We start from the raw sequence: 23,429 nt of genomic DNA, 5'->3' as shown, positions 1-23,429 counted from the left end.
AGGAGGAATTTTTCGTGAAAATCGTCGACGTTCATGTGCGCGTCTTTGCCCACACCACCTATCGCCATCAGGACACAGCGGGCCACGCCCATCCGGGACCGGCGCACAAGGTGAATCTTGCGCTTCTGACAATCGTCGATGACGAGGGGGGTGAGGGCTATTGCTTCGCGGCGCCCGAGGTCGTTCGGCCGCATATCATCGAGAAATTCGTGAAGAAGGTGCTGATCGGCGCCGATCCGTTCGCGCGCGAGCGGCTCTGGCAGGAGCTGGCGCATTGGCAGCGCGGCAGCGCCGCACAGCTGACCGACCGGACGCTGGCGATCATCGATTGCGCGCTCTGGGATCTCGCCGGGCGGAAGCTGAACATGCCCGTGCACAAGCTGATCGGCACCTACCGCGAGAAAATGCTCGCCTACGGATCGATCATGTGCGGCGACGAGCTGGAGAACGGCCTGTCAACGCCGGAGGATTATGGCCGGTTCGGCGAAAAGCTCGTCGCGCGGGGCTACAAGGGCATCAAGCTGCACACATGGATGCCGCCCGTCTCCTGGGCGCCGGATGTCAATATGGACCTCAAGGCCTGTGCGGCCGTGCGCGAAGCCGTTGGTCCCGATATCCATCTCATGATCGACGCGTTCCACTGGTACACCCGGACCGACGCCCTGAAGCTCGGCCGCGGCCTCGAAGCGCTCGGCTTCGACTGGATCGAGGAGCCGATGGACGAGCAGAGCTCGATGTCCTACGCGTGGCTCTCCGAAAACCTCGATATACCGGTTCTCGGCCCGGAAAGTGCCGGCGGCAAGCATTTCAGCCGCGCGGAATGGATCGCGACCAAGGCCTGCGACATCCTGCGGACCGGCGTTCACGATGTCGGCGGCATCAGCCCAGCGATGAAATGCATGCATCTGGCCGAATCCTTCGGCATGAACTGCGAGATCCATGGAAACGGTGCGCCGAACCTCATCGTTGCCGCCTGCTCGAAGAATGCCAACTGGTACGAGCGCGGGCTTCTGCATCCCTTCCTCGAATACGACGATGGCTTCGAATATCTGAACGGTTTGGTCGATCCGATGGACGCGGACGGTTATGTCCACATTTCCGACAAGCCGGGCCTCGGCGAAGACATCAACTTCGACTTCATCAACGCCAACCTTATCGCTTGAGGTCAAAGGACGCGGTCGAGCCAGTCGATCGCGTCCTCCTGTGGCTGAACCTCGAACACATGGCCACCTGGCACCATCCGCGTCCGGAGCGCGTCCGATGCACGCGTGGCATCCCAGATGCCGCGCATCTGGCGAAAGGCGTCCGTGGCCACGGTTTCGGGAAAATGCCGGTCGTCGCGGCCACTGAGAAACAAGGCCGGCTTCGGGGCGGCAAGGGCCGCAAGATGGGGATAGTCGATCCGGCCTGCGATGGCCGGATGCAGCAGGTAGAACGCCGACTGACCGCGCAACTGATTGCTGCCGGATTGCATCAGCCCGGACAGCGTGCCCATCCAGCCGGCGGCGACACAGGCCTTCGCACCGGAAGACAGGGCTGCCAGTTGCCAGGCCCGGGCGCCGCCCATCGAAAAGCCGAAACTCGCCACCCGCTCGGGATCGATGCCGTCGAGATGCCGGAGAAGTTCGAGCGCTTCCAGATCCTCCCTCAACACGACGCCCGCGAGCGACTGGCCGAACTGCATGAGGTTTGCAGCCAGAGCCTGCTGTCCCTCGTAACCCGTGCCCGCCCGGCCGCCCCAGCCCAGAGCATCGACGCAAAGGACGCTGTAACCCCGATGGGCCAGCGCATTGCCGAGGTGGCGACCGCCGTAGAAGCGCCGGGCCCAGTCGGCTGACTGCACGGCGGCATCGTGTTCCTCGTCGGGCCGCCGGATCAGCTTCTGCCGGCCGATGGAAAAGGAGGAGCCATGATCATGGAGAAGCAGGATTCCCGGCGCCGGGCCTCGCGTCTGCGGGCGAAGCCAGTAGGCGTCCGCCGTCTCTCCGTTCGAGAAACCGATGCGCAGATGCTGGCCAGAAAGCCCGCCGTCGTCCCATTCGGCAAGAACGCTTGCAGACGGTGTGGCGGTCGTCCCGATGTCGAGGGCGCGGCGCACGGCGTCGCGCGTCTCCATCTGCCATGTCGCGACGTCGGATACGTCGGGATCGAAATTCCAGGCGAAGCTATTCCTGTCCCGCAGGCGCCTTGCGAGATCCGGCATGTTCTCGTCGTCGATCATCAACCGAGACGCATGCGTTCGATCATCCGGTCGCGACTGACGGTCAGGTGCTGCCGCATCGCCAGTCGCGCACCGTCGATGTCGCGCCGCGCGATCGCCGCGAGCACGAGCCGATGCTCGGTATTGACCCGCGCGAGGTTCGCCTGAAACACGGCATCCTCGACATTATGAGTCTGCAGCCGCATGCGGGGCATCAGCGTCTCGCCGAGATAGTTGAAAATACCGAAGAAATGCTCGTTCTGGCTGGCTTTCGCGACGGCGCAATGGAATTCGAAATCGGTCTGGCTGTCGCGGGCGATGTGCTTGATGGCCTTGTCCATTGCGTCGCAGACCGCGGTCATGGCGTCGAGATCCGTCTGTGTCCGGCGCTCGGCCGCCAGGGCTGCCGCCTCGGATTCGATGCCGATGCGCAATTCGAGGCCCTTCAGCTGGTTCTCGACCATCGTCAGACGCTCGTTCGACAGTCGGAACGGGGGAACGCCGGCATCGTCGCGCACGAAAGCGCCGACCCCGTGCTGGATGGAAACGAGACCGCTCGCGCGCAGATTGGCGATCGCCTCGCGGATCACCGTCCGGCTGACGCCGAGTTCGTCGATCAGAACCTTCTCCGTCGGCAATTGCGAGCCGCGAGAATACTCGCCTTGCCGAATGCGGTCCGCAAGGGTGCGGACCACCTGGGAACTCAACGTCTCCCGGCGGCGCGCGGCGGGAGGAAACGAGGCGGGATTGTCGGCGTCCATGGTCATTGTTCAGGTCCCTCCAAAAGGCAGCGACCGTCAGTCGGCCTGGTCGTAGGCAAGGCTCGCTTCGATCAGTTCACGGGCGTAAGGGTCGCTTGCCTTGCCCGTCGAGAGCACAGAGCGATCCATGACTTCCACGACACGCCCATGTTGCATCACCGCCAGTCGTTCGCACATATGGTCGATGACCGCCAGATCGTGGCTGACGAACAGATAAGTGAGATTGCGCCGCGTCCGCAGATCCGCAAGCAGGTTCAGCACCTCGGCCTGCACCGAAACGTCGAGGGCGGAGGTCGGCTCGTCCAGAAGCAGGATGCGCGGCTCGAGGATCAGGGCACGCGCGATCGCCACGCGCTGGCGTTGGCCGCCGGAAAGCTCATGCGGGTAGCGGGCGAGAAAGGCCGGATCGAGCCCGACATCGGTCAGCGCTCGTTCCATCCGCTCCAACTGCCGGTCCATGCGGTGGATGCGCAGCGGCTCCTGCAGCGCCGTTCGGATCGACTGGCGCGGATGCAGGGAGCCATAGGGATCCTGAAACACCATTTGCACCATACGGCAGTAGTCCGTGAAGGGCATGTCCTTGATCGAGGTGCCCTCCATCTCGATCGCACCGTCCCAGAGCGTCAGAAGCCGGGCGATGCAGCGCAGGATGGTCGATTTGCCGGAGCCGGATTCGCCGACGAGCCCGAAGGACTCGCCCGGCTTGACCGAAAACGCGACATCTCCGAGAATCCGCCGCTTGGCCGCGCCCGAGCCGAGATCGATCGAGACGTTTCTGACATCGATGGCATTCATGGCTGGGCCTCCCGTGTGGTGCGCACAAGCGGCTCGCGGTTGAGCACGGGCAGCGGGCGACGGCTTCCCCCGATATGCGGCTGGGCGGCTAGGAGGCCGCGGGTGTAGGGGTGAACGCAGTTCTGCATGTCGCGCGCGGCACGCTCCTCCACCACCTCGCCATGGCGCATGACCAGCACCCGGTCGCAGAAATTGCGCACGAGGTTCAGGTCGTGGCTGATCATGATCAGGCCGATGCCCTTGTTGGTGACGAGCTCGTTGAGGATGTTCAAGACCTGCATGCGCACCGTGACGTCGAGCGCGGAGGTCGGCTCGTCGGCGATGATGATCTGCGGCTCGGGGATCAGCATCATGGCGATCATGATGCGCTGGCCCATGCCGCCGGACACCTCATGCGGATAAAGACCGTAAACCCGCTCGGGATCGCGGATCTTCACCGCCTCAAGCATGGCGAGCGTCTTCTCGCGGGCCACCTGGGCAGACGCCTTGTTGTGGACGCGATAGGCCTCGGCGATCTGGTCGCCGACCTTGTGCACCGGGTTCAGCGAAAACTTCGGGTCCTGAAGGATCATCGACATCCGCTGGCCGCGGATCGAGAGCATCTGGCGCTCGGTCGCGGCCAGGAGATCCGTACCCTCGAACTCCATCCGCTCCGCCTCGATCCGCGCCGTCGGGAGCAGCTTCAGGAGCGCGCGGCCGATGGTCGATTTGCCCGAGCCGGACTCGCCGACGATCCCGAGGCGCTCGCGTCCGAGATCGAAGGAGACGCCTTTCACCACGGGTGTATAGGTCCGTCCGTTGCGGTAGCTGACGCGCAGGCCTTCGACGCGGAGGAGGGGATTTTGGTTGTCCATCTGCGTTTCCATCATCGCCTCCTAGTGGCCCTGTTTCGGGTCGAGCGCATCGCGCAGTCCGTCGCCGAGCAGATTGAACGCGAGGCTGACGACGAGAATGGCACCGCCGGGGAACGCGACCAGCCACCAGTTGTCGAGCATGTAGCGCCGACCCGTGGCGATCATCGCGCCCCATTCCGGCAAGGGCGGCTGGGCGCCGAGGCCGAGGAAGCCGAGGCCCGCCGCCGTCAGGATGACGGTCGCCATGCTGAGCGTAACGCGGACGAGCACCGACGGCAGGCACATCGGCATGATCGACTTGACGATGATGCGCAGCTTAGAAGCGCCCTGCATGCGGGAAGCGGAGATGTAGTCGGCATTGCGGAAGGTCAGCGTTTCTGCCCGTGCCAGCCGCGCGATCGGCGGCCAGGCGGTCAGGCCGATGGCGATGATCGCGTTTTCGAGGCTGGCACCCAGGGCGGCCACGAAGGCGAGCGACAGGATGAGGCTTGGGAAGGACAGAAAGATGTCGGTAATCCGCATCATGACCGTATCATACCAGCCGCCGAAATAGCCGGCAGTGGTGCCGACCAGCAGACCCAGCGGGCCGACGATGACCGAGACGATGGTGATGATCGTCAGGCTGATGCGCGAGCCGTGAATGATCCGGCTGAGGACGTCGCGCCCGAGTTCGTCGGTTCCGAAGAGATGGGCGGCCGACGGCGGCTGGAGAGCCTGGCTGAGGTTGATCAGGTTCGGCTCGTAGGGCGCGATCCAGGGTGCCAGCAGAGCCGTGACCAGAAGGATCGCGATGACCACGAGGCCGAAGCCGGAGGAGGGATTGGCGAGCAATTCCCTGAGAACACGGAGCAGGCGGCTCCAGGCCGTGTAGGTCTTCTCACGCGAAGCGGTCATGGCTGCGGTCCCGATGTCGATGGATTTCGTCGTCATGTCAGCGCGTCCTCGGGTCGAAGATTTTGTAGAGCGCATCGGACAGGAGATTGAGCCCGATGAAGATGACGCCCACCAGCAGGACGCAGGTCATCACAGCGTTCATGTCGCCCACCAGCATGTTGTTGGTGATGTACTGGCCGAAGCCCGGCCAGGAAAACACGGTCTCGATGAGCACGGCCCCTTCGAGCAGGCTGCCATAGGCGAGCGCGACGATGGTGACGAGCTGAACGCGGATATTGGCAAAGGCGTGGTGCCAGATCGTGCGGCTTTTCGAGAGGCCCTTCACCCGTGCGGTGGTCACATATTCCTGGTTCAGCTGATCCAGCATGAAGCTGCGGGTCATGCGGGTGATGTAGGCCATGGAGGAGTAGCCGAGGATGCTGGCCGGCAGGAGCAGATGGTTGACCGCGTCCCAGAAGACCTCCCAGTCCCCAGCCAGAAGCGAGTCGATCAACAGGAAGCCGGTCGTCTCCGGCACGAGGCCGATATAGTAGTCCGACAACCGACCGCCGCCGCCGACGAGATCGAGTGCCGCGTAGAAGACGATGAGACCGATCATGCCGGTCCAGAAGATCGGCATGGAGTGGCCGATCAGCGTCAGGAAGCGGATAACGTGATCCACCGGCTTGTTGCGACGCACGGCGGCGAGAATGCCCAAGGGAATGCCGAGGCCGGCCCCGACGATGATGGCGAAGGTCGCCAGCTCGATCGTGGCCGGCATCACATGCAGGATGTCGTTGATGACGGGCTGGCCGGTGCGGATCGAGACGCCGAAATCGCCGTGCAGCAGGTCGCTCACATATTTGAAGAATTGCTGGTAGAGCGGCAGGTTGGCGCCGATCCGCTCGGCGACCATCTCGTAGGTCGCCCTGTCCGCCTCTTCACCGACGATCGCACGCACGGGATCGACCGGCATCAGCCGCCCGATGCAGAAGGTCAGGATCAGAAGGCCGATCAGGGTGACCAGAATGGTCCCCGCCTGCCTGCCGAAAGCCGAAAAGCGCGCATTGTTCATGACTGCTTCTTCCTTGCAACGCGAAGTGGTTCAGGGCAATGCGAAGTGGTTCAGGGCGTGAGACAGCGGACGCGACGTGCGGGACGACGCCGAGCCGCCTCAGCGCTCCTTCGTCACCGTGCGCAGCCGCGTGGACCAGGACGGATTGAGCGCCAGTCCCTTGATGTCGGCGCGGTAGCCGACGCTGTCGACCACCTCGGCAAAAGGCTGGATGGCCGGGACGACATCGGCATAATAGGTCTGGATCGCCTCGTAATCCTTGACCTGCTTGGCCTTGTCCGGCTCGACCAGCGCAGCATCGACCATGCTGTTGATCTTCTCGTCGTAGAAGGCCGTGCGCCAGCCCTGGAAATTGGTCAGCTTCGCCTCATCGGCATTGTCGGGATTGTAGACGATGGCGCGCAGGTTGCTGTCGGGGTGCGGCAACTGGCCGCCGCCACCGCGGCCGACAAGCAGCTCGTACTTTCGCTCGCGCATCGCGCCATAGATCTGGTCGCCGCTACCGGTGATGATCTCGGCCTTGATGCCGCCCTGCGCCAGCGTCGCCTGGATGGCAGTCGCCGCATTCATGAAAGGCGCGTCGGAAATCGCCCGGAGCGTCGTCGAGAATCCGTCGGGATATCCGGCTTCCGCCAGCAGGGCCTTCGCCTTCTCGACGTCCAACTTGTAGCCGGCATTGGGCAGGGCCCCGAACAGGCCGGTCTGGATCGGGCGATCCCGAAGGCGTCCGAAATAGGGCAGGACCGTATCGTTCAGGCCCTGATAGTCGATCAGATAACGCAAGGCCTCGCGGACCTTCGGCTTCTGAAACTTCTCGTCCTTCATGGACACGGCGAGATAGTAGAACCCGCTGCCGCCATTCGTCTGGACCTCGACCTGATCGCTTTTTTCCAATGCTTTCAGGTCTGCCGCCGACATGGAGTAGGCGATATCGATATCGCCCTTTTCCAGCATCAGCCGCTGGCTCTGGGACTCCGCCAGGTGCCGCATCATGATGCGCTTCATGCCGGGCTTCTCGCCCCAATAGGTCTCGTTACGGTCGAGAATGACGCGCTCGTTGGAGCGCCACTGGCCGAGCGCATACGGGCCGGAGCCTGCGGAATTGTTGGTGAGCCAGGCGGCGCCGAGATCGCCCGCCTTGTCGTGCTCCATCACGGTCTTGCTGTCGAGGACCGAGCCGGGGCCGACGATGCCCAAGGTCTGGACGATGATCTGCGGATCGACCTTCTTCGGCAGGGTGATGACGACCGTCAGCTCATCGGGCGCGGTGAAGCTCTTGTCCGCATTCGCGGCAGTGAAGCCGTGCGTCTTGAGGAAGGAGGCCTGGGCGAGATTCATGGTCATCAACCGCTTCAGCGACCAGACGACGTCTGCCGAAGTGACCGGATTGCCGGAGGCGAAGGTCGCTCCGGATCGGAGCTTGAAGGTGATCGCCGAATGATCGGGGCTGACCGTCCAGCTTTCGGCCAGCAGCGGATCAACCTGCGCGCGGTTGACAGCATCCAGCGCAACAAGGTTATCATATATGTTGGCGAGAACTTGTACCGTCTCCTTGCCGGTGATCGCAGCCGGATCCAGCGTCAGGATATTGCTCATGGAAAAGCCGACAACCAGCATATTCGGCGGCGTTTCCGCCCAGGTCGGGCTCGTCAGCAGCGTCGAGCCGACAAGGATCGTCGAAAGGGTCTTGATCATGCGATGCATCGTTTCCTCCACATGCTGCCTCCCAGCAGCATTCCGTTCCGCAATTCCGACATAAGAGATATGACGTCTTACCTCGACTGTCAATCTGGGATCGGGAAGAAGCGCAGTTGTCAGGACAGACCGCGAGACCGCCGTTGCGTCAGGAAAGGCGCTTGATACACCAGGTGAGGAATCGTCAGGACGCGTGCGAGCGCGTCTTCGACACATGACGTGCAGAATCGCGATGAAAACCGCGGGATGTCGGTTCCGGAACCATATGTCCGGCGTGTCTCACACCGCGTATCGCATTGGATACGCGGTGGCTGCGCCACCGTCCGGCAGCGCCGCCTGATTTGCGGATCAGACGCTCAGCATGGACATGATGAGCGAGGCACTGTCTTCGCCGGGCGCGGCGGACGTCGCGGCCGGATCGGTCGGCGCGCTGGACGCATCCGGAGCCTGGGCGACCCTGAAGCTGGAGGGGGAGCCGGACTGGGCGTTGATCGCGACGTCCGTCAGGGCCTGCAGCTGCGCCGTCGTCATGCCATTGATCTGGCCGGGCGTGAAAGCCTCCGCCTGCGCGACCGTCAGGCCCGCGATCGCGCGGGTGCTGAGGCCGGAGATGGCGCTGCTGCCGAGCGCGATGATGTGCTCCGGCGAAAGCCGCACGAGATCTTCCGAACCGAGCGCTGCTGCCTGCATCAGGCCGAAAGCGCCGACCTGGGAGGTGGAGAGCATTCCGATCTGTGTCGGCGTCAGCGCGCTGACCTGGCTATAGCCGAGCGCTGCAACCTGGCCGATCGTCAATGCTGCGATCTCGCCCGAAGACAGGGTGGCGACGAGCGCCGTACCCAATCCCTTGATTGCCGTCGGTGCGATCGCCGCAAGTTCCTGGGTCGAGAAGGTCGCCAGCTGCGTGGTGGTCAGGCCCGCAAGCCCGCTTTGGCTGAGGGCGCCGATCTGGCTGCTCGTCAGCGTATCCACCTGCTCGGTGCTCAGCACGCCAAGCTGCGCACTCGTCAGTCCGGCGATGGTGCCCGTGCCGAGGCCGGCGATCTCGGAAAGAGTGAGCCCGGCAATGAAGGTGGTCGGCAGGCCCTTCACGGCCGTGGAGCCCAGCGCCGAGATCTTGGCAGGCCTCAGCGTTTCCAGGCTATCGGTCGTCAGACCCGATAGCGCATCCGAGCTGAGGGCCGCGATCTGGCTGGTCGTCAGAAGTTCCATCTGCGCCGGGCTCAGCGCTCCTGCCTGGCTGCCGCTGATACCGGCAAGCCCCTTGGTGCTCAAGGCACCGAGCTGGCTGTCGGAAAGCGTTGAGATATCGGCGGTCTTCAGGGCACCGACCTGGCCGGATGTCAAAGCACCGACCTGTGCGAGGCTCAGCGCCTCGATCTGGCCGGAGGTGAGGGCGGCAATCTGCGTGGTGGCGAGACCCGAGATGCCTCCCGTGCTCAAGGCGGCGATCTGCTGCGGTGTCAGCGTCGCAAGCATCGAGGAGGACAGTCCGGTGACGGCCGTCGAACTGATGGATGCGATGTCGCCGGTGGTGAAACTGTCGATGTCATCCTGCCCGAGGGCCGCCAATTGTGCGGAATTCAGGACCGCAATCTGCACGCCGGTCAGCGCCTCCGCCTGATCGACGCCAAGCGCCGCGATCTGCGTGGTGCCAAGCCCCGCAATCCCGGCCGTGCCGAGCGCTGCGATCTGGCTTACGGAGAGAGACGCGATGGCCGTTGTCGAGAGACCCGTGATCGCCGAGGACCCGATCGCCGCGATCTGCGCCGTGCCGAGATGATCCAGAGCATCGGTGCTGAGCGCCGCCAGCTGCCGCGAGGACAGGCTGCCCACCTGGACCGGCGTCAGGGCCAGGACCTGGTCCTCGCTCAGGCCGGCGATCGAGGCAAGCGGAAGCCCCATGATCCCGGCACTCGACAATCCGCTGAGCTGCGCGGGCGAGAGAACGGCGATATCCTCCGTTCCAAAGGCTGAAACCTGCTTGGAAGACAGCGCCCCGATCTGCGCCGTCGTGAGACTCTCGATCTGGGTGCTCTGCAAGGATGCAATCTGGTCCGCGGTCAGGCCGGCCATGCCGGAGAGGCTCAGCGCCGCGACCTGCTCGTTGGACAGCGAAGCGATTGCCGTCGTGGAGAGACCGGAGACCGCCGCCGAGCCGAGCGCGGCGATATCGGCGGTCGAGAACCCGTCGAGGTCGTCGATGGCCAGAGCCGCCGCCTGCGCGGAGCTGAGGGACGCGACCTGCGTCGGGGTGAAGGCTGCCGTCTGCTCTGCACTGAGGGCCGCGATCTGCGCGCTGCTGAGGCCCGCGACCCCGTCGGCGCTCAGGGCTGCGACCTGACGTGCCGAGAGAAGCGCGACGGACGCGGTCGTCAGTGCCGCGATCTGCTTCGACCCGAGAGCCGCCATCTGCGCGGTGGTGAGAACGTTAAGCTGGTCGCTGGTGAGTGCCGCGACCTGTGTGCTGCTGAGGCCGGGGACGCTGCCCGGGCTGAAGGCTGCGATCTGGTCGGTCGTGAGAGACGCGAGCGTCGTCGTGGAAAGGCCGGCGACGGCGGTCGAGGAGATGGCGGCGATATCGCTGAGACTGAAACGGGCAAGGCCACTCGTTGCGAGCGCGGCCAGCTGCCGCGAGCCGAGCGCGGCGATCTGGACAGCGTTCAGCGCCTCGGCCTGATCGGCGCTCAGAGCGCCGATCTGCTGGCTCGTCAGTCCGGCGACGCCGGCCGCGCTGAGCGCGGCGATCTGCGTCGTCGTCAGGGTTGCGACATCGGCGGTGGCGAGGACCGCGACCTGTCGCGAACTCAGCGCGGCGATCTGGCCGGTTCCCATCGCCTGCACCTGCGTGCTGCTGAGATGCGCGACAAGCAGGGTGCTGAGCCCGCTGATCCCGGCCGGGCTGATGGCGGCGATCTGGTCGGTCGAAAGAGCGGCGATCGCGTCGGAGCCGAGCCCGGACATCGCGTCGGACGACAGGGCCCCGAGATTGGCCGCCGCGATGGCCTGGATGTCGCCGGCGTCGAGCACGGCCGTCTGCCGTGCGGTCAGGGCGCCAAGCTGCGCGCGCGTCATCGCCGAGACCTGATCACCGCTCAAGGCGTTGATCTGGCGGGAGCTGAGCGCTCCGACGGCGGCCGTGCTGAGCGCTGCGATTTTGTCGGTGCCAAGCGAGGCGATCGTGTCCGTGGACAGTCCGACGACGGCTGCGGGATCGATCGCCGCGATCTCGCGCGTCGAGAACGTCGCGATGGCATCGGACGAGAGGGCGGCCAGCTGGACAGAGCTCAGCGCCGCGATCTGAAGGCGGGTGAGAGCATCCACCTGGTCCGTCCGCAATGCTGCCAGCTGGCGGGTGGTCAGGCCACTCACGCTCGAGGCGCTCAAGGCCCCCATCTGGGCGGTGGTAAGTGCCGCGATGGTGTCGGTTGTCAGCCCCGCGATGGCGCCGGACGTGATGGCCGCGATGTCCTTCGTGGAGAAGGTCGAGATGCCGTCGGACTGGAGCACGGAGACCTGGCGCGAGGTCAGATTCCCCACCTGCGCACTGGTCAGCGCCTCCGCCTGGGCCGAGGTCAGAACGGCCATCTGCTGCGAGGTAAAGCCGGCGACCGCCCCGCTGGACAGGGCTGCGATCTGCGCGGTCGAGAGAACCGCGACAGCGGACGTCGCGAGCACGCCGATCTGGGCGGACCCCAGCGCCGCGACCTGACGCGTCGAAAGGCTTGTAAGCTGATCCGTCTCGAGAACCTTGACCTGCGCGTTCGAAAGCCCGCCGATCGCGCTGCTGCTCAGCGATCCGATGCGCTGCGAGGAGAGCGCATGAATATCCGCGGTGCTGAGACCGGCCATCTGCTGGGACGTCATCGCACCGAGCTGAGCGGAGGTCAGCGCCGCCAATTGCGGATCCGTCAGGGCTGCAATCTGATCGGCACTGAGAGCGCCGATCGCGGCGACCGTCATCGCCGCAACCTGATCGGTCGAGAAGGCCGAGACCTTGTCCGAGAGCACGGCGACCTGGCTCGCGGTCAACTGCTTGACCTGCGCGGTAGAAAGGGCGGCGAGCTGCGCGGTGGTTAAGGCCGACGACTGCGCCGTCGACAGTCCGGGAAGCGTCGCCGTGCCGAGTGCGGCAATCTGCGCTGTCGAAAGCGCGGCAACGGCATCTCCGCTGAGGCCCGAAAGCGCCAGACTGCCAAGAGCCGCGATGTTGGCGGTCGGGAAGGCCGAGATGTCCTCGACCTCCACCGCGCCCATCTGCGCGGCGCTCAGAACCTTGACCTGCGATACGGAAAGGGCGCCGATCTGGCCGGGGCCCATCGCTGCAATTTGCGTGGCGGTCAGCTTGGCGAGGGCGTCCGTGCTCACGGCGCGGATCTGCGCGGTGGTCAGCGTTTCCATCACGTCGCCACTGAGGCCGGTGATAGCCGTCGCGCTGATGCCGGCGATGTCTGCCGTCGAGAACGTCGCGAGATCGTCGGCCCCGAGCGCGGCGAGCTGCGCGGAGGTGAGCGCGCGCACCTGCGTGACCGAGAGTGCCTCGACCTGTGCCGTGCCGAGCGCCCCGACCTGCGCCGTGGTCAGGCTGACGACGGCTATCGTTCCCAAGGCCGCGACCTTCGCCGTGTCGAGCGTGGCGATGACCTCGGCACTGATGCCGAGGACGGCGCGGCTGCCGATGGCCGCGATCTGCGTCGTCGAAAAGGCTGCGAGATCGCCCGCGTCGAGTGCCGAGAATTGCTGCGCGGTCAACTGTGCGACCTGCGTGGTGCCGAGGGCTGAAAGCTGCGCCGTGCTGAGTGCGGTCATCTGCCCGGTCGTCAGCACGGGAATGGTGCCGGCGCTGAGCGCGCTGACCTGCGCGGTGGAGAGCGCACCGATCTGCTCGGAGGACAAGGCCGCAACCTGCGTGGCGCGCAGCGCCGCGACCTGCGCGGTCGTGAGTGCCGCAACCTGGCTGGTCGAGAGGTTCACGATGTTGACGCCCTGCACGGCGGACGTCGTGAGCGCTGCGACATCATCCGTCGAGATCGTCGCCAGTGCCTCTTCGCTCAAAGCAGAAAGCTGCACGGCACTGAGCGCGGCCATCTGCGTCGGCGACAGGAACTCGATCTGCGCCGTTCCCATTGCGGCAAGCTGCACCTTCGTCAGGCTGGAAACCTGGGCCGTCGTCAAGGCTTCGATCTGCGCGGTCGAAAGCGTTGCGGCAACCTCCGTCGTCAGACCCGAAAGGGACGATTTCGAGATTGCGCCGATATTGTCCGGGATGATGGCGGCGAGATCATCCGCGCCAAAGGCCGAAAGCTGAAGGGCTGTGAGCGCCTTGAGCTGGTCGGATGAGAAGGCAGCGACCTGGTCCGCCTGCAGCGCGTTGATCTGCGACGTGGTCAGACTGGCGACCGCGCTCGTGCTCAACGCCGCGATCTGGGCCGCGGACAGCGCGGCAAGCGTGACCGTCTGAAGACCGGAAATCGCCCGGTTGGTGATCGCGGCCATGTCCTCGTTGGAGAAGGTGAGGACGGCGTCCGTGCTCAAGACGGCGACCTGTGCCGCGGCGAGTGCGCGGATCTGTACGGCGGTCAGAGCCGCGACCTGCTCCGTGCTCAGCGCCGCCACCTGCTGCGTCGTCAGGGCGCCGGTCTGACCGGACGTCAGCGCCGCGATCTGATCGGTGGACAGAAAGCCGATGGCATCGGCCCGAAGACCCTTGATCGCGGAGGTCGAAAGGCCGGCCAGGGCCGACGGGGAGAAGGAGGGGAGCGTGGTTTCGCCGAGGATCGCCATCTGGGTCGCGGTCAGCGCCCGTGTCTGGCTCGATGTCAGGGCGGACGTCTGTTCGGCGCTCAGGCTTCCGAACTGCTGCGTAGTCAGACTTCCCAGCGCCTGCGAGCCGAGCTTTGCGATCTGGGCGTTGGAGAGGGCGGCGAACTGGTTGACGCCCCAGCCGGTGATCTGTGCGGCGCCGAAAGCACCGATCTGTGCCGGCAGCATCGCTGCGAGGTGATCGGTCGTCAGCGCGTTGATCTGCGTGCTCGTCAGGACGGAAACGGTCGCGGTGCTGAGCGCGGCGAGCTGCGCCGCCGACAGGGCTGCGACGACGGTGATGCCGAGGCCTTGCACCGCCCGGCCATTGATGGCGGCGATGTCGGTCGGTGAGAAATTGGCAATGTCGCCGGCGTCAAGCGCGGCGAGCTGGATCGTGCCGAGGGCTTTGACCTGCACGGGTGTCAGGGCCGTCAGTTGCGCACCGTCGAGCGCCCCGATCTGCCCGCTGGTGAGGGCGCTGATGACGCTTGTTCCGAGCGCCGCGACCTGAGCGGTCGTCAGACCGGGAATGGCATCCGTGCGAACGCCGCCGAATGCCTGGCCGGTGAGGGCGGAAATCGCGGCTGTCGACAAGGCGCCGAGCCCGTCGGACGAGAGAGCGGCGAGTTGGGTCGAGGTAAAGGCCTTCACCTGCAGTGAGGACAAAGCGGCGATCTGGTCCGTGCTCAAGGCGGCCACCTGCGTGGTGGACAGCGATGCGAGGGACCGGGAGGCCAGAGCGTTGATCTGGACCGGGGAGAGGGTCGCAAGCTGCTCCGTGCTCAGCGTGGCCAGCTGTGCGCCGCTCAGGGCGCCGGCCTGTCCGGACGTCAGGGCGGAAAGCCGCTCGGCCGAGAGGTTGGCGATCTGCAGACCGGTGATGGCCCGCGTGTTGATCGCGCCGATGTCCTCAAGCGACAAAGCCTCGACATCTTCGGCTCCGAGCGAGGCCAGCTGGAGCGAGCCGAGGACCGAGACCTGCGGCGAGGTCAGCGCTTCGACCTGATCCCGGCTCATGGCGACAATCTGGTCGGTCGTGAGGCTCGCGACGGCGCCGGTGTTCAGCGCCGAAATCTGATCGGTCGTCAGGGACGAAAGCACGTCCAGCTGAAGGCCGCGGATGGCGGAACTCGAGATCGCGTTGATATCGGCTGTCGAGAAGGTGGCGAGATCCTCCTGGCTCAGGGCGGCGAGCTGATCGCTGGTCATCGCCTTGATCTGCGCCGGGGTCAGCGCCTCCGCCTGCTCGGCCGTGAACGCGCCGATCTGTGTCGAGGTCATCCCGCCGACCTGTGTGGAGGAGAGCGCCTCGATGCCGGCCTTGTGCAGAACGCTCAGCTGATCGAGGGTCAGGCCGACGATGGCGGCACGCGAGATGGCGTTGAGCTGCTCGGTGCTGAGAACCTCCACATCCTCGACGTCGAGAGCGGCGATCTGCGTGGACGACAGGGCCCGGATCTGAAGCGTGGAGAGGGAGCTGACATCGTCCGTCGTCCAGGCCGCAACCGCAGGCGCCGACATCGATCGGATCTGCGAGACGCTCAGGCCGGAAGCAATTGTCGTCATGGCATCAATCCCCACACGTGACGGGTACCGATTTCGATCGATGCCCAGCCCTGCCAACGGGCAAAGCCACCCTCCGCACGCGCAGGAGAAAAGACTCCGTGAACGCGACGGTTGCCTCCTCGGGTACCGGCTTTGGCTTGCTTGAGCCTGATCTCGCCTTGCCGGATTGCAAAGGCGCGCCCCTTCGCGGCGCGGTGGCGCGGAAACGACATCTGCTGTTGGGGAGCTGAAACGCTCGATCGACCGTCTGCACCAATGAGCCTGAGAAAACCGTAAGTTTTACAGACGATCGGGCTTGACCCCCGGGGGTGATCGGTCCAGTTCAAGGATGCGGGATCGGATCCCGACCGACGACGCGCCGGCATCCTTCAAGGACATCCGCGCAGGCGTCGTGTGACTGACGGCCGTTCGACCGCCGAACTTTCTCCCATCGCGCCGGGCAAGGCGCTCCGGAACCGATTTGATGAGTGTAAAACCTGTTCATCGCGGCCTCGTCGTTGCCGCGATCATGGCCAGCATGGCGATGATCGCGATCGAAGCGACGATCGTCTCGACCGCCATGCCGCAGATCGCAGCGCAACTGGGCCAGCTCAACCTCTATAGCTGGGTGTTCTCCGCATTTCTGCTGACACAGACGGCAACGACTGTCGTTTTCGGCAAACTGTCGGATATCTACGGCCGCAAGCCGATCGTGCTTTTCGGCATCGCCGTCTTCCTGCTGTCCTCGCTGCTTGCGGGCTTTGCCTGGTCCATGCCGTCGATGATCGCTTTCCGGCTGCTGCAAGGCGTCGGCGCCGGCGCCATCCAGCCGGTCGCCATGACGATCGTCGGGGATCTGTTTCCCGGGCGTGAGCGCGGCAAGGTTCAGGGCTATCTGGCAAGCGTCTGGGCGCTGTCGGCGGTCGTGGGGCCGCTGCTCGGCAGTTTCATCATCCACGCCTTGCCCTGGGCCTGGGTTTTCTGGATCAACATTCCGGTCGGCATTCTCGCCGCCTTCGGCTTCATGCGCTTCCTGCACGAGGAAAAGCAGGTGCGCACGGCCTCCATCGACATTCTCGGCGCGGTCCTCTTCGCCGTGTCCATCTCCGCGCTGATGGTGGCGCTGACCGAGGTTGAGGCGGCGACGCCGGTCTATACCCTCGTGGCGGTGCTGGTCTTCGTCGCGAGCCTCGGCCTGTTCCTCTGGCAGGAGCGTCGCGCAGAAGCCCCGATGGTCGCGCCCGACCTCTGGCTGCGCCGACCGATCGCGGCGTCCAACATCGCGATCTTCTTTGCCAGCATGGCCATCATGGGATTGACGACGTTTCTGCCGATGTATGTCCAGACGGTGCTGGATCGGTCGCCGCTGGTCGCCGGCTTCGCGCTGACCATGCTGCTCATCGGCTGGCCGGCGGGCGCGACATTCGCCTCGCGCATGTTCCCCCGCTTCGGGCTGCGTCCGATCATGATCGTTGCAAGTCTCGTCATACCCGCGGGCGCCTCTCTGCTCCTGCTGCTTACGCCCGACAGTTCGCCGGCCCAGGCCGGGGCGGGGTCGCTGATCATGGGCGTCGGCATGGGGCTGCTCAACATCTGCGCGCTGGTCATCACCCAGGAAAGCGTCGGCTGGTCGCAGCGCGGCAGCGCCACGGCCTCGAACGTGTTTTCCCGCAATCTCGGCAGCACGCTCGGCGCCTCCATTCTCGGCGCCGTGCTGAGCTATGGCCTCGCCCATGCCGGCGGCATGGGTGCGATCACGCCCGAACAGTTGCGCGGCCTGCTGGACGGAACGGCGGCCGCCGCCATCGACGCAACGCCGGTGCGCATGGCGCTGCAGGCAGCCCTGCACGTCACATTCCTGGTGATGTTCCTGATGACGATCCTTATCGTGCCCGTCTGCCTGTGGGTTCCGAAGCGTCTCGATCAGGACCAGCCCGTGGACGCGGTCGAAAGCCGCGCCTAAGCCGGGCGACCCTTATCTCCCGACCGCCCCAGAGCGGCGGTCGGCAGAGAGTGGACAGGTCAAAGCGGCGAATGCAGGAAGGCCGGAACCGGCGCCTGATCGGCCGTCTTCTTCAGGTAGAGTGCGGCCGTATCAAGGGCCTCCCGGATCGTCACATCCATATCGAGATAGCGGTACGTGCCGAGGCGGCCGACGAAGGTCACCGCGGTTTCCGCTTCCGCCCGCTCGACATAGGATGCGAGCAGCTGCTTTTCCTCGACCAGCCGGATCGGATAGAACGGCACGTCGTCTTCGCCGCAGAGCCGCGAGAATTCGCGGTAGCAGACCGAACCCGCTACGCTTTCCCATGGCGAGAAGTGCTTGTGCTCGGTGATGCGGGTGTAAGGGACATCCGCATCGCCATAATTCATGACGGCACAGCCCTGATAGTCGCCCTCATAGGTGAAGCGCTCGAAATCGAGTGTGCGATAGCCGAGCCGTCCGAATTCATAATTGAAATAGCCATCGAGCGGGCCCGAATAGAAGACATGATCGTAGGCATCGTTCTGCGCCTTGTCGAAGCGTGTCCCGAGGTGAACCGTGATGCCGGGATGATCGAGAATGCCGGCCACCATGTCCGTGTAGCCGTTTTCCGGCATGCCCTGGAAACGGTGGAAGAAGTAGTTGTCGTCATAGTTGAAGCGCACCGGAAGTCGCTTCAGAATGGACGCCGGCAGCTGGGTCGGAGAGCAGCCCCACTGTTTTTCGGTATAACCCTTGAAGAACGCCTCGTAGAGTTCACGGCCGACGAAACGCAGCGCCTGTTCCTCGAAGGTCTGCGGGTCCGAAATGGTCTTGTCGGCCTTCTCCTCGATGAAGGCGCGGGCCTCGTCCGGCCGGAAGGTCTTGCCGAAGAACTGGTTGATCGTGTGCAGGTTGACCGGCAGGGAGAACACCTGCTCGTCCACCGTCGTCTTCACGCGGTTCTTGTAGGGCATGAACGTCTGGAACCGGTTGACGTAGGTCCAGACCTCCTCGTCATCCGTATGGAAGATGTGCGGACCGTAGACATGCACCATGACGCCGGTATCCGCATCCCGCTCGCTGTAGCAATTGCCGGCGATGTGGTCGCGGACGTCGAAGATCTCGACGCCGTATCCGGCAAGCGCCAGTTCCCGCCCGATGACGGCGCCCGAAAGGCCGGCGCCGACGATCGCAATTTTCCCGTTCCCGCCCATGTCTTGTCCTCGTCTTTTATCGTTCTTGGTCCGCGCCGTTGGGCACGAACATATCGCGCTGTCAGGCTGCCGCCAGGTTGCTCCGCATCAGGGCGTCATATCCGTCGATCAGGCGGTCGAGCGCCAGGCCGTTCTCCTGCGGTCCGAAGCTCAGATGGCTCACGGTGAAGTCGGAATAGATCGCCGTCGGGCGGTTCAGATAGTTCGGCAGATCGACCGTCAGCGCATATTCGTCGTCGCATTTCGGCAGAGCCATATGGACGAGATCCTTGCCGAGCCAGGCGATGAAGTTGATCGACTGACGCTCCTGCCAGTCGATGACGGCCCGTGGCAGGGGCAGGGATTTTTCCGTCTTGCCGAGGAAATATTCGTGCAGCTGCATGGCGCGCTCGGCGCTCTGCCAAAGGCTTCCGCCGAAACCGCCCGGCGGACGCTCGAAGCGGCCGAGGGTGGCGGGCAGAGACCCGGCTTCCTGCTGCCAGTAGGCGCAGACGCCATTGTTGACGACATTGGCCGAGACAATGAAGTAATGCGGATTGTCGCGGCGGAATGCGATGAAATTGCTGAGATTGTCGAGGTCGAGATAAACGACGTCATCATCGCATTTCAGGAAGACGGCGTCCGAAAATTCCGTCAACCGCTTGGTATAGTAGCTGTAGGCCTGCCAGTACGGGGTCGTCTCGTTCTCGTTGCCGACATAACGGCGGACGGGGCTCTGAACGTCGCAAAGCTCGAGATCCGAGCCCCAGCCGCCGCGCACCATGATCGAGGCACCGCCCGGCAGCTGGATGTCCGGCCAGGAACCGACCATGACACCGTTGACGTGGAGCGTGGGCACGCCGGCCGGATCGAGGCTGAGCACGACATGATTGGCAAGTCCCGGCGAGAGGACGCCTGGCGTCGATCGGGTCCAGAGCAGGGGATGGGTGTCGCGCGAGAAGCTGGTGAGATCGCGCTCCGTGATGCGGCGAAGCGCGGAATGCGTGTTGTTCCATCCGCCGACGACGAGCTCGAAGGAGTCGCTCGTCTTATCGTTGGGAATGATCGCGATATGCAGGTCGCTCTGGATCTTCGCCGTCGTGCGGAACGAAGACTGGCGGCTGACCGAGCCCTTGTTCTGGTAGGAGGCATTCGGTCCCATGAAGCGAACCGGTCCGAATTCCTTGGTGACCCAGGCCCGATCATCGGCCGAGCGGGTAAAGTCCCAGATATGCCATTCGTCGATGATGCCTGCATCCAGCGCCTTGCGGATATACTGCGTGAGTATTTCCATCCGCTGCTGGCGGCCGGCAAAAGTGACCAAAATCACGGGGTTCATGTCGTCCTGCCCTCTCGTCGATGTCGTCATTCGGTTGCGGCGATGCGCCGGATACCGGGAGCGCGCCTGCCTGTCGCCGTCCCCCCGGACGGGCGTCGGATCAGTCGTTTTCGGTCCAGAACCGAGTGTCCCGTGCGATTGGCGCGTAAGCGTGCCGCTGCGCAAGTTCCTGGCGGTACCGCTCGCGGTAGCTCGCCTCGGTCTCGAACTCGATCGGCTCGGACAGAAACTCGACGCCGACCTCGTAGTAGATGTCGAGGTTGTCGAGGCGCGGCACGGGAATTTCGCCGCGCTCGCCTTCACCCTGCATCTGCCAGTACAGTTCTTCGAGACGGCGCACGAGGGCCGGGATATCGCGCAGTGCACAGGTTTCCCGCTGCGCTTGCAGCGATTGACGGACGCTCAGCAGGCTTTCGGGGTCGCGAGCATAGGCGATCGCCTTGGCGACATAGGCATCCGGCGTATCGCAGATCATCTCCGGAATGCCGGCGGCCGACAGGATGCTGCTGCAGAAGCGCGAGGCAAAACCCTTGCCGCGCAGCGTGAGCACCGGCAGGCCCATGGTCACCGCGTCTGCGGCCGTGGAATGCGCGCCATAGGGGAACGTATCGAGGAAGAGATCGGCCACACCGATGCGAGCGAGGTGGAAGGCATTGGGCGCCTTGGGGGCGAAGATCAGGCGATCCGCATCCACCCCGTGATCGATCGCAAGCTGGCGAAGCCGCTGATTGACCGGCTCCGAAGCGCCGAGCAGCCAGAGAACGCTGCCGGGCACGGCGGCGAGGATCGCCATCCAGCGCGAGAAGCAGGCGGCCGTCGTCTTCTGCGAGCCGTTGAAGCAGGCGAACACGAAAGCATCGTCCGGAAGCCCGGCTTCCTGCCGCGTCGGCTTGTTGGCGATCTTGCGCTTGCGGTCCACCGGCTGGTTGCAGGGAATGCGCAGCACCTTCTCGGTATAGTAAAGCTCGTTTTCCGGCGGGATGATCTGCGCGTCGGCGATGATGTACTGATGGACCGGGCTCGCCATCGTTCCGGGATAGCCGCAGAAGTTGACGATGACCGGCGCCGGGCGATAGGCGAAGATCTTGGTGCGCGCGTGCTTGGTGTAGCCGTTCACATCGACCAGGATGTCGATTTCATCGGCGAGGATCTGCTTGGCGGCATCGAGGTCGCTGAGCGCGCCGATGTCGTGCCAGTGATCGACGGCCGCCTGAATACGGGTCTGCGTCACGTCGCCTGTGCGGGCTTCGCCGCAGTAGTAGGCGAAGACCTCGACGCTCTCCTTGTCGTGCAGTTCCAGCACCTCGCTCAACGCGAAGCCGACCGCGTGGTCGCGCAGGTCGGACGAGACATAGCCGATCCGCAGGCGTGACTTCGTGCCGGTCTTTGGGCGCGGCGAGGGCTGCAGGATATCGCGGGCATGGACGCGGCCGACGAGATGCTTGTTGTAACGGTAGGCCTTCGCCATCTGGAAGATCGGGTCGTCCGTGTAGCAGGCGAGGGGCAGCGGCGAAAATGCTTCCAGCAGTTGCCGATTCGCCACATACTCCGAAGGAGTGAGGATCGGCCACTTGCACTGGTGCTGGCGGGTCGAGAGCCAGTGCTGTGCAGCCTCGGTACGGTCCGGCCGCAATTCGACTGCCTGCCAGAGAATGGCTTCGGCATCTTCGAGCAGGCCGACGCTCTCCATGACGCGGCCGATATGCTGCAGCGCCATCAGGCGGTAGCCGATCTTCTCCGGCGTGATGTCCTGCGTGGCGGCGACATATTGCTGCCATTGCTGCACGGCCTGTGCATTCAGGCCGCTGTCTTCGTAGGTCCGGCCGAGATTGATGCGGGCCTGCCCCATCTGCGGCGCGATCTTCACGCTTGCCTGGAGCGCATTGATGGCGCCGGACAGGTCGTCCAGCCCCCTCAAGGTGACGGAATAGTTGAAATAGGCGAGATGCAGGACCGGGCTGTTGTCGTTGTAGGCGATCCAGGTGCTGTAGAGCTTTGCCGCTGCAGCTCCCGAGCCGCCCGCGTTCAGCTCCTCGGCGATCTGAAAGAGCTCGAGAAGCGAGAGCTGCTGCTGGCGCGCACGCTCGATGGCGGCCGCAAGCATCGACTGGTGTGCTGAGGCAAAGGTATTATGCATAACCATGGACATCACATTGATCGTGGGCTCGGAGCCGCATTGAAAGACGGTAAGAGCTTCACAGCTAGCGACGTTGCCTTGCCTTGAGCTTGCGGCCGTAGCGCATCGCAAATGTAAGCTATGCTTTTCCAAGAGATGTTCTTGTTACCAAGCAGCTCGCCTTCCGCGATGTCTATAGACGCAATGAAAGCGCCATCTCCGCACAAGTTTGTCGAGATAACGACTATAGCGTGATCTAAACACTTTCTTCATGTTGCGTTTTAACTGAAAATTAGAGGGTGCCGCCTACAACTTGGAATGTGGATTGTGTGCTGTTTTCCTTCCGCGGGAGATGGGGCCATCCACAGGGGAATTCACGGACGACCATAGTATTCGATACCATAGGTGTGGGAGCAGAGGCTTTGGCTCTGCATGCATGATGCCACCCCACGTCAGGCTCGCGTGAGCCATGTTTCCAGATATTCTTTCCGCTCGAATGAGCGCCACACCTCTGTGCCGAGCCCGATGGAGCCTGCAGCAGGACTGGCGATCGTTTGAAGATGCCCGGCGCATCCTAGGCTCTGTGACGCGAGGCTCCGCCTTTCGCTGCAGGCATCGGAGAGGAATGAATATTAATCCTTGAACGATGAAGGCGCGCACCTATGACCTCGATTGTATCTTCTCTCAGCGTAAAACAGATCCAGTCCCTCAATACGACCACCATCGCGGCGTTCACGACCAGCGACGTGGGTGCTCTCACCTCGGTTCAGATTGCCGCTTTTTCATCGCAGCAAATCGCAGCCTTCACCACGGACGACCTGACGGCATTCAGCTCGACACAGCTGCGCGCGGTCTCCGCGTCCGCTGTCACGGGCCTGACGGCCGGGCAGCTCGCCGTGCTCGACAGCACCAAGCTGGCAACGCTCGTGTCCAGCCAGGTCGCAGCCCTGACATCCGCTCAGGTCGCATCTCTTTCCTCCGGTCAGCTTGACGGCCTGACGACAGCCCAGCTCGGCGCCCTCAGCGCCGTTGCGCTGGCAGGCTTCGCAACCGAAGACATGGCGACGATCTCCTCCACCGAGATCTCGGCGCTGAGCGCCAAGGCGCTCGGCGGCCTGTCCACGGCGAACTTCGCAGTGCTCACCTCCACCCAGCTCGGCGGTCTGACGACCGCACAGGCCGGTGCTCTCGGAACGGCCCAGATCAAGGCGC

The 23,429-nt window shown here is 64.3% G+C and carries 13 protein-coding genes and 1 pseudogene; 3 read left to right on the top strand and 11 right to left on the bottom strand.

The features are described from left to right. Positions 1–14: 14 nt before the first annotated feature. The gene (locus C8J36_RS17215) at positions 15–1,163 is read left to right on the top strand and encodes a mandelate racemase family protein (RefSeq protein WP_132536622.1); all 1,149 of its coding nucleotides are present in this window, start codon (positions 15–17) and stop codon (positions 1,161–1,163) included. Positions 1,164–1,165: 2 nt separating this feature from the next. On the opposite strand, the gene C8J36_RS17210 is transcribed toward C8J36_RS17215, so the two are convergent. From C8J36_RS17210 to C8J36_RS17175, 8 genes are all read right to left on the bottom strand, one after another. Continuing rightward, positions 1,166–2,221 (bottom strand): dienelactone hydrolase family protein, encoded by a 1,056-nt coding sequence (locus C8J36_RS17210; protein WP_132536621.1) that lies wholly within the window; start codon positions 2,219–2,221, stop codon positions 1,166–1,168. Further along, on the bottom strand, positions 2,221–2,967 hold the full coding sequence (locus C8J36_RS17205; RefSeq protein ID WP_132536620.1) for a FadR/GntR family transcriptional regulator: 747 nt from the start codon (positions 2,965–2,967) through the stop codon (positions 2,221–2,223). The genes C8J36_RS17210 and C8J36_RS17205 overlap by 1 nt, the downstream gene beginning before the upstream one ends. Positions 2,968–2,997: 30 nt before the next feature. Then, complete coding sequence (locus C8J36_RS17200; RefSeq protein ID WP_132536619.1) at positions 2,998–3,756, bottom strand: ABC transporter ATP-binding protein; 759 nt, start codon at positions 3,754–3,756, stop codon at positions 2,998–3,000. Then, on the bottom strand, positions 3,753–4,610 hold the full coding sequence (locus tag C8J36_RS17195) for an ABC transporter ATP-binding protein (RefSeq protein WP_132536618.1): 858 nt from the start codon (positions 4,608–4,610) through the stop codon (positions 3,753–3,755). Before C8J36_RS17195 ends, C8J36_RS17200 begins: the two co-directional genes overlap by 4 nt. Positions 4,611–4,631: 21 nt before the next feature. Continuing rightward, positions 4,632–5,504: an ABC transporter permease gene (locus C8J36_RS17190; RefSeq protein WP_132536661.1), complete on the bottom strand. Its 873-nt coding sequence runs from the start codon at positions 5,502–5,504 to the stop codon at positions 4,632–4,634. Between the two features lie 37 nt (positions 5,505–5,541). Then, positions 5,542–6,558: an ABC transporter permease gene (locus tag C8J36_RS17185; protein ID WP_132536617.1), complete on the bottom strand. Its 1,017-nt coding sequence runs from the start codon at positions 6,556–6,558 to the stop codon at positions 5,542–5,544. Positions 6,559–6,657: 99 nt separating this feature from the next. Further along, positions 6,658–8,253, bottom strand: coding sequence for an ABC transporter substrate-binding protein (locus C8J36_RS17180; RefSeq protein ID WP_132536616.1), 1,596 nt, complete (start codon positions 8,251–8,253; stop codon positions 6,658–6,660). Between the two features lie 348 nt (positions 8,254–8,601). Next, positions 8,602–15,624 (bottom strand): hypothetical protein, encoded by a 7,023-nt coding sequence (locus C8J36_RS17175; RefSeq protein WP_132536615.1) that lies wholly within the window; start codon positions 15,622–15,624, stop codon positions 8,602–8,604. Positions 15,625–16,087: 463 nt separating this feature from the next. Here C8J36_RS17175 and C8J36_RS17170 point away from each other — a divergent pair, with 463 nt between their 5' ends. Next, positions 16,088–17,566, top strand: a complete 1,479-nt coding sequence (locus C8J36_RS17170) for an MDR family MFS transporter (RefSeq protein ID WP_132536614.1) — start codon at positions 16,088–16,090, stop codon at positions 17,564–17,566. A 59-nt stretch (positions 17,567–17,625) separates the two neighbouring features. Here the strand turns inward: C8J36_RS17170 and glf are convergent, their stop codons facing one another. The 3 genes from glf to C8J36_RS17155 form a co-directional block, all read right to left on the bottom strand. Next, positions 17,626–18,783: a UDP-galactopyranose mutase gene (gene glf, locus C8J36_RS17165; protein WP_132536613.1), complete on the bottom strand. Its 1,158-nt coding sequence runs from the start codon at positions 18,781–18,783 to the stop codon at positions 17,626–17,628. Positions 18,784–18,844: 61 nt separating this feature from the next. Beyond that, positions 18,845–20,101, bottom strand: coding sequence for a hypothetical protein (locus C8J36_RS17160; RefSeq protein ID WP_062597035.1), 1,257 nt, complete (start codon positions 20,099–20,101; stop codon positions 18,845–18,847). Positions 20,102–20,201: 100 nt separating this feature from the next. Then, positions 20,202–22,244, bottom strand: coding sequence for a glycosyl transferase (locus tag C8J36_RS17155; protein WP_132536612.1), 2,043 nt, complete (start codon positions 22,242–22,244; stop codon positions 20,202–20,204). Between the two features lie 635 nt (positions 22,245–22,879). Here C8J36_RS17155 and C8J36_RS25000 point away from each other — a divergent pair. Further along, positions 22,880–23,429: pseudogene (locus C8J36_RS25000) on the top strand (hypothetical protein); the annotation flags it as partial.

The organism is Rhizobium sp. PP-F2F-G48 (genome assembly GCF_004342335.1).
Taxonomy (GTDB): domain Bacteria; phylum Pseudomonadota; class Alphaproteobacteria; order Rhizobiales; family Rhizobiaceae; genus Ferranicluibacter.
Note: the sequence above shows the minus strand (reverse complement) of the source record. Positions and strands in the feature narration are given on the sequence as shown.

Bases quoted from the DNA above. Each gene is read 5' to 3' on its own strand.
- C8J36_RS17210 (WP_132536621.1), bottom strand. From the start codon at position 2,221: ATGATCGACGACGAGAACATGCCGGATCTCGCAAGGCGCCTGCGGGAC.
- C8J36_RS17205 (WP_132536620.1), bottom strand. From the start codon at position 2,967: ATGACCATGGACGCCGACAATCCCGCCTCGTTTCCTCCCGCCGCGCGC.
- C8J36_RS17200 (WP_132536619.1), bottom strand. From the start codon at position 3,756: ATGAATGCCATCGATGTCAGAAACGTCTCGATCGATCTCGGCTCGGGC.
- C8J36_RS17195 (WP_132536618.1), bottom strand. From the start codon at position 4,610: ATGGACAACCAAAATCCCCTCCTCCGCGTCGAAGGCCTGCGCGTCAGC.
- C8J36_RS17190 (WP_132536661.1), bottom strand. From the start codon at position 5,504: ATGACCGCTTCGCGTGAGAAGACCTACACGGCCTGGAGCCGCCTGCTC.
- C8J36_RS17185 (WP_132536617.1), bottom strand. From the start codon at position 6,558: ATGAACAATGCGCGCTTTTCGGCTTTCGGCAGGCAGGCGGGGACCATT.
- C8J36_RS17180 (WP_132536616.1), bottom strand. From the start codon at position 8,253: ATGATCAAGACCCTTTCGACGATCCTTGTCGGCTCGACGCTGCTGACG.
- C8J36_RS17175 (WP_132536615.1), bottom strand. From the start codon at position 15,624: ATGACGACAATTGCTTCCGGCCTGAGCGTCTCGCAGATCCGATCGATG.
- C8J36_RS17170 (WP_132536614.1), top strand. From the start codon at position 16,088: ATGAGTGTAAAACCTGTTCATCGCGGCCTCGTCGTTGCCGCGATCATG.
- glf (WP_132536613.1), bottom strand. From the start codon at position 18,783: ATGGGCGGGAACGGGAAAATTGCGATCGTCGGCGCCGGCCTTTCGGGC.
- C8J36_RS17160 (WP_062597035.1), bottom strand. From the start codon at position 20,101: ATGAACCCCGTGATTTTGGTCACTTTTGCCGGCCGCCAGCAGCGGATG.
- C8J36_RS17155 (WP_132536612.1), bottom strand. From the start codon at position 22,244: ATGGTTATGCATAATACCTTTGCCTCAGCACACCAGTCGATGCTTGCG.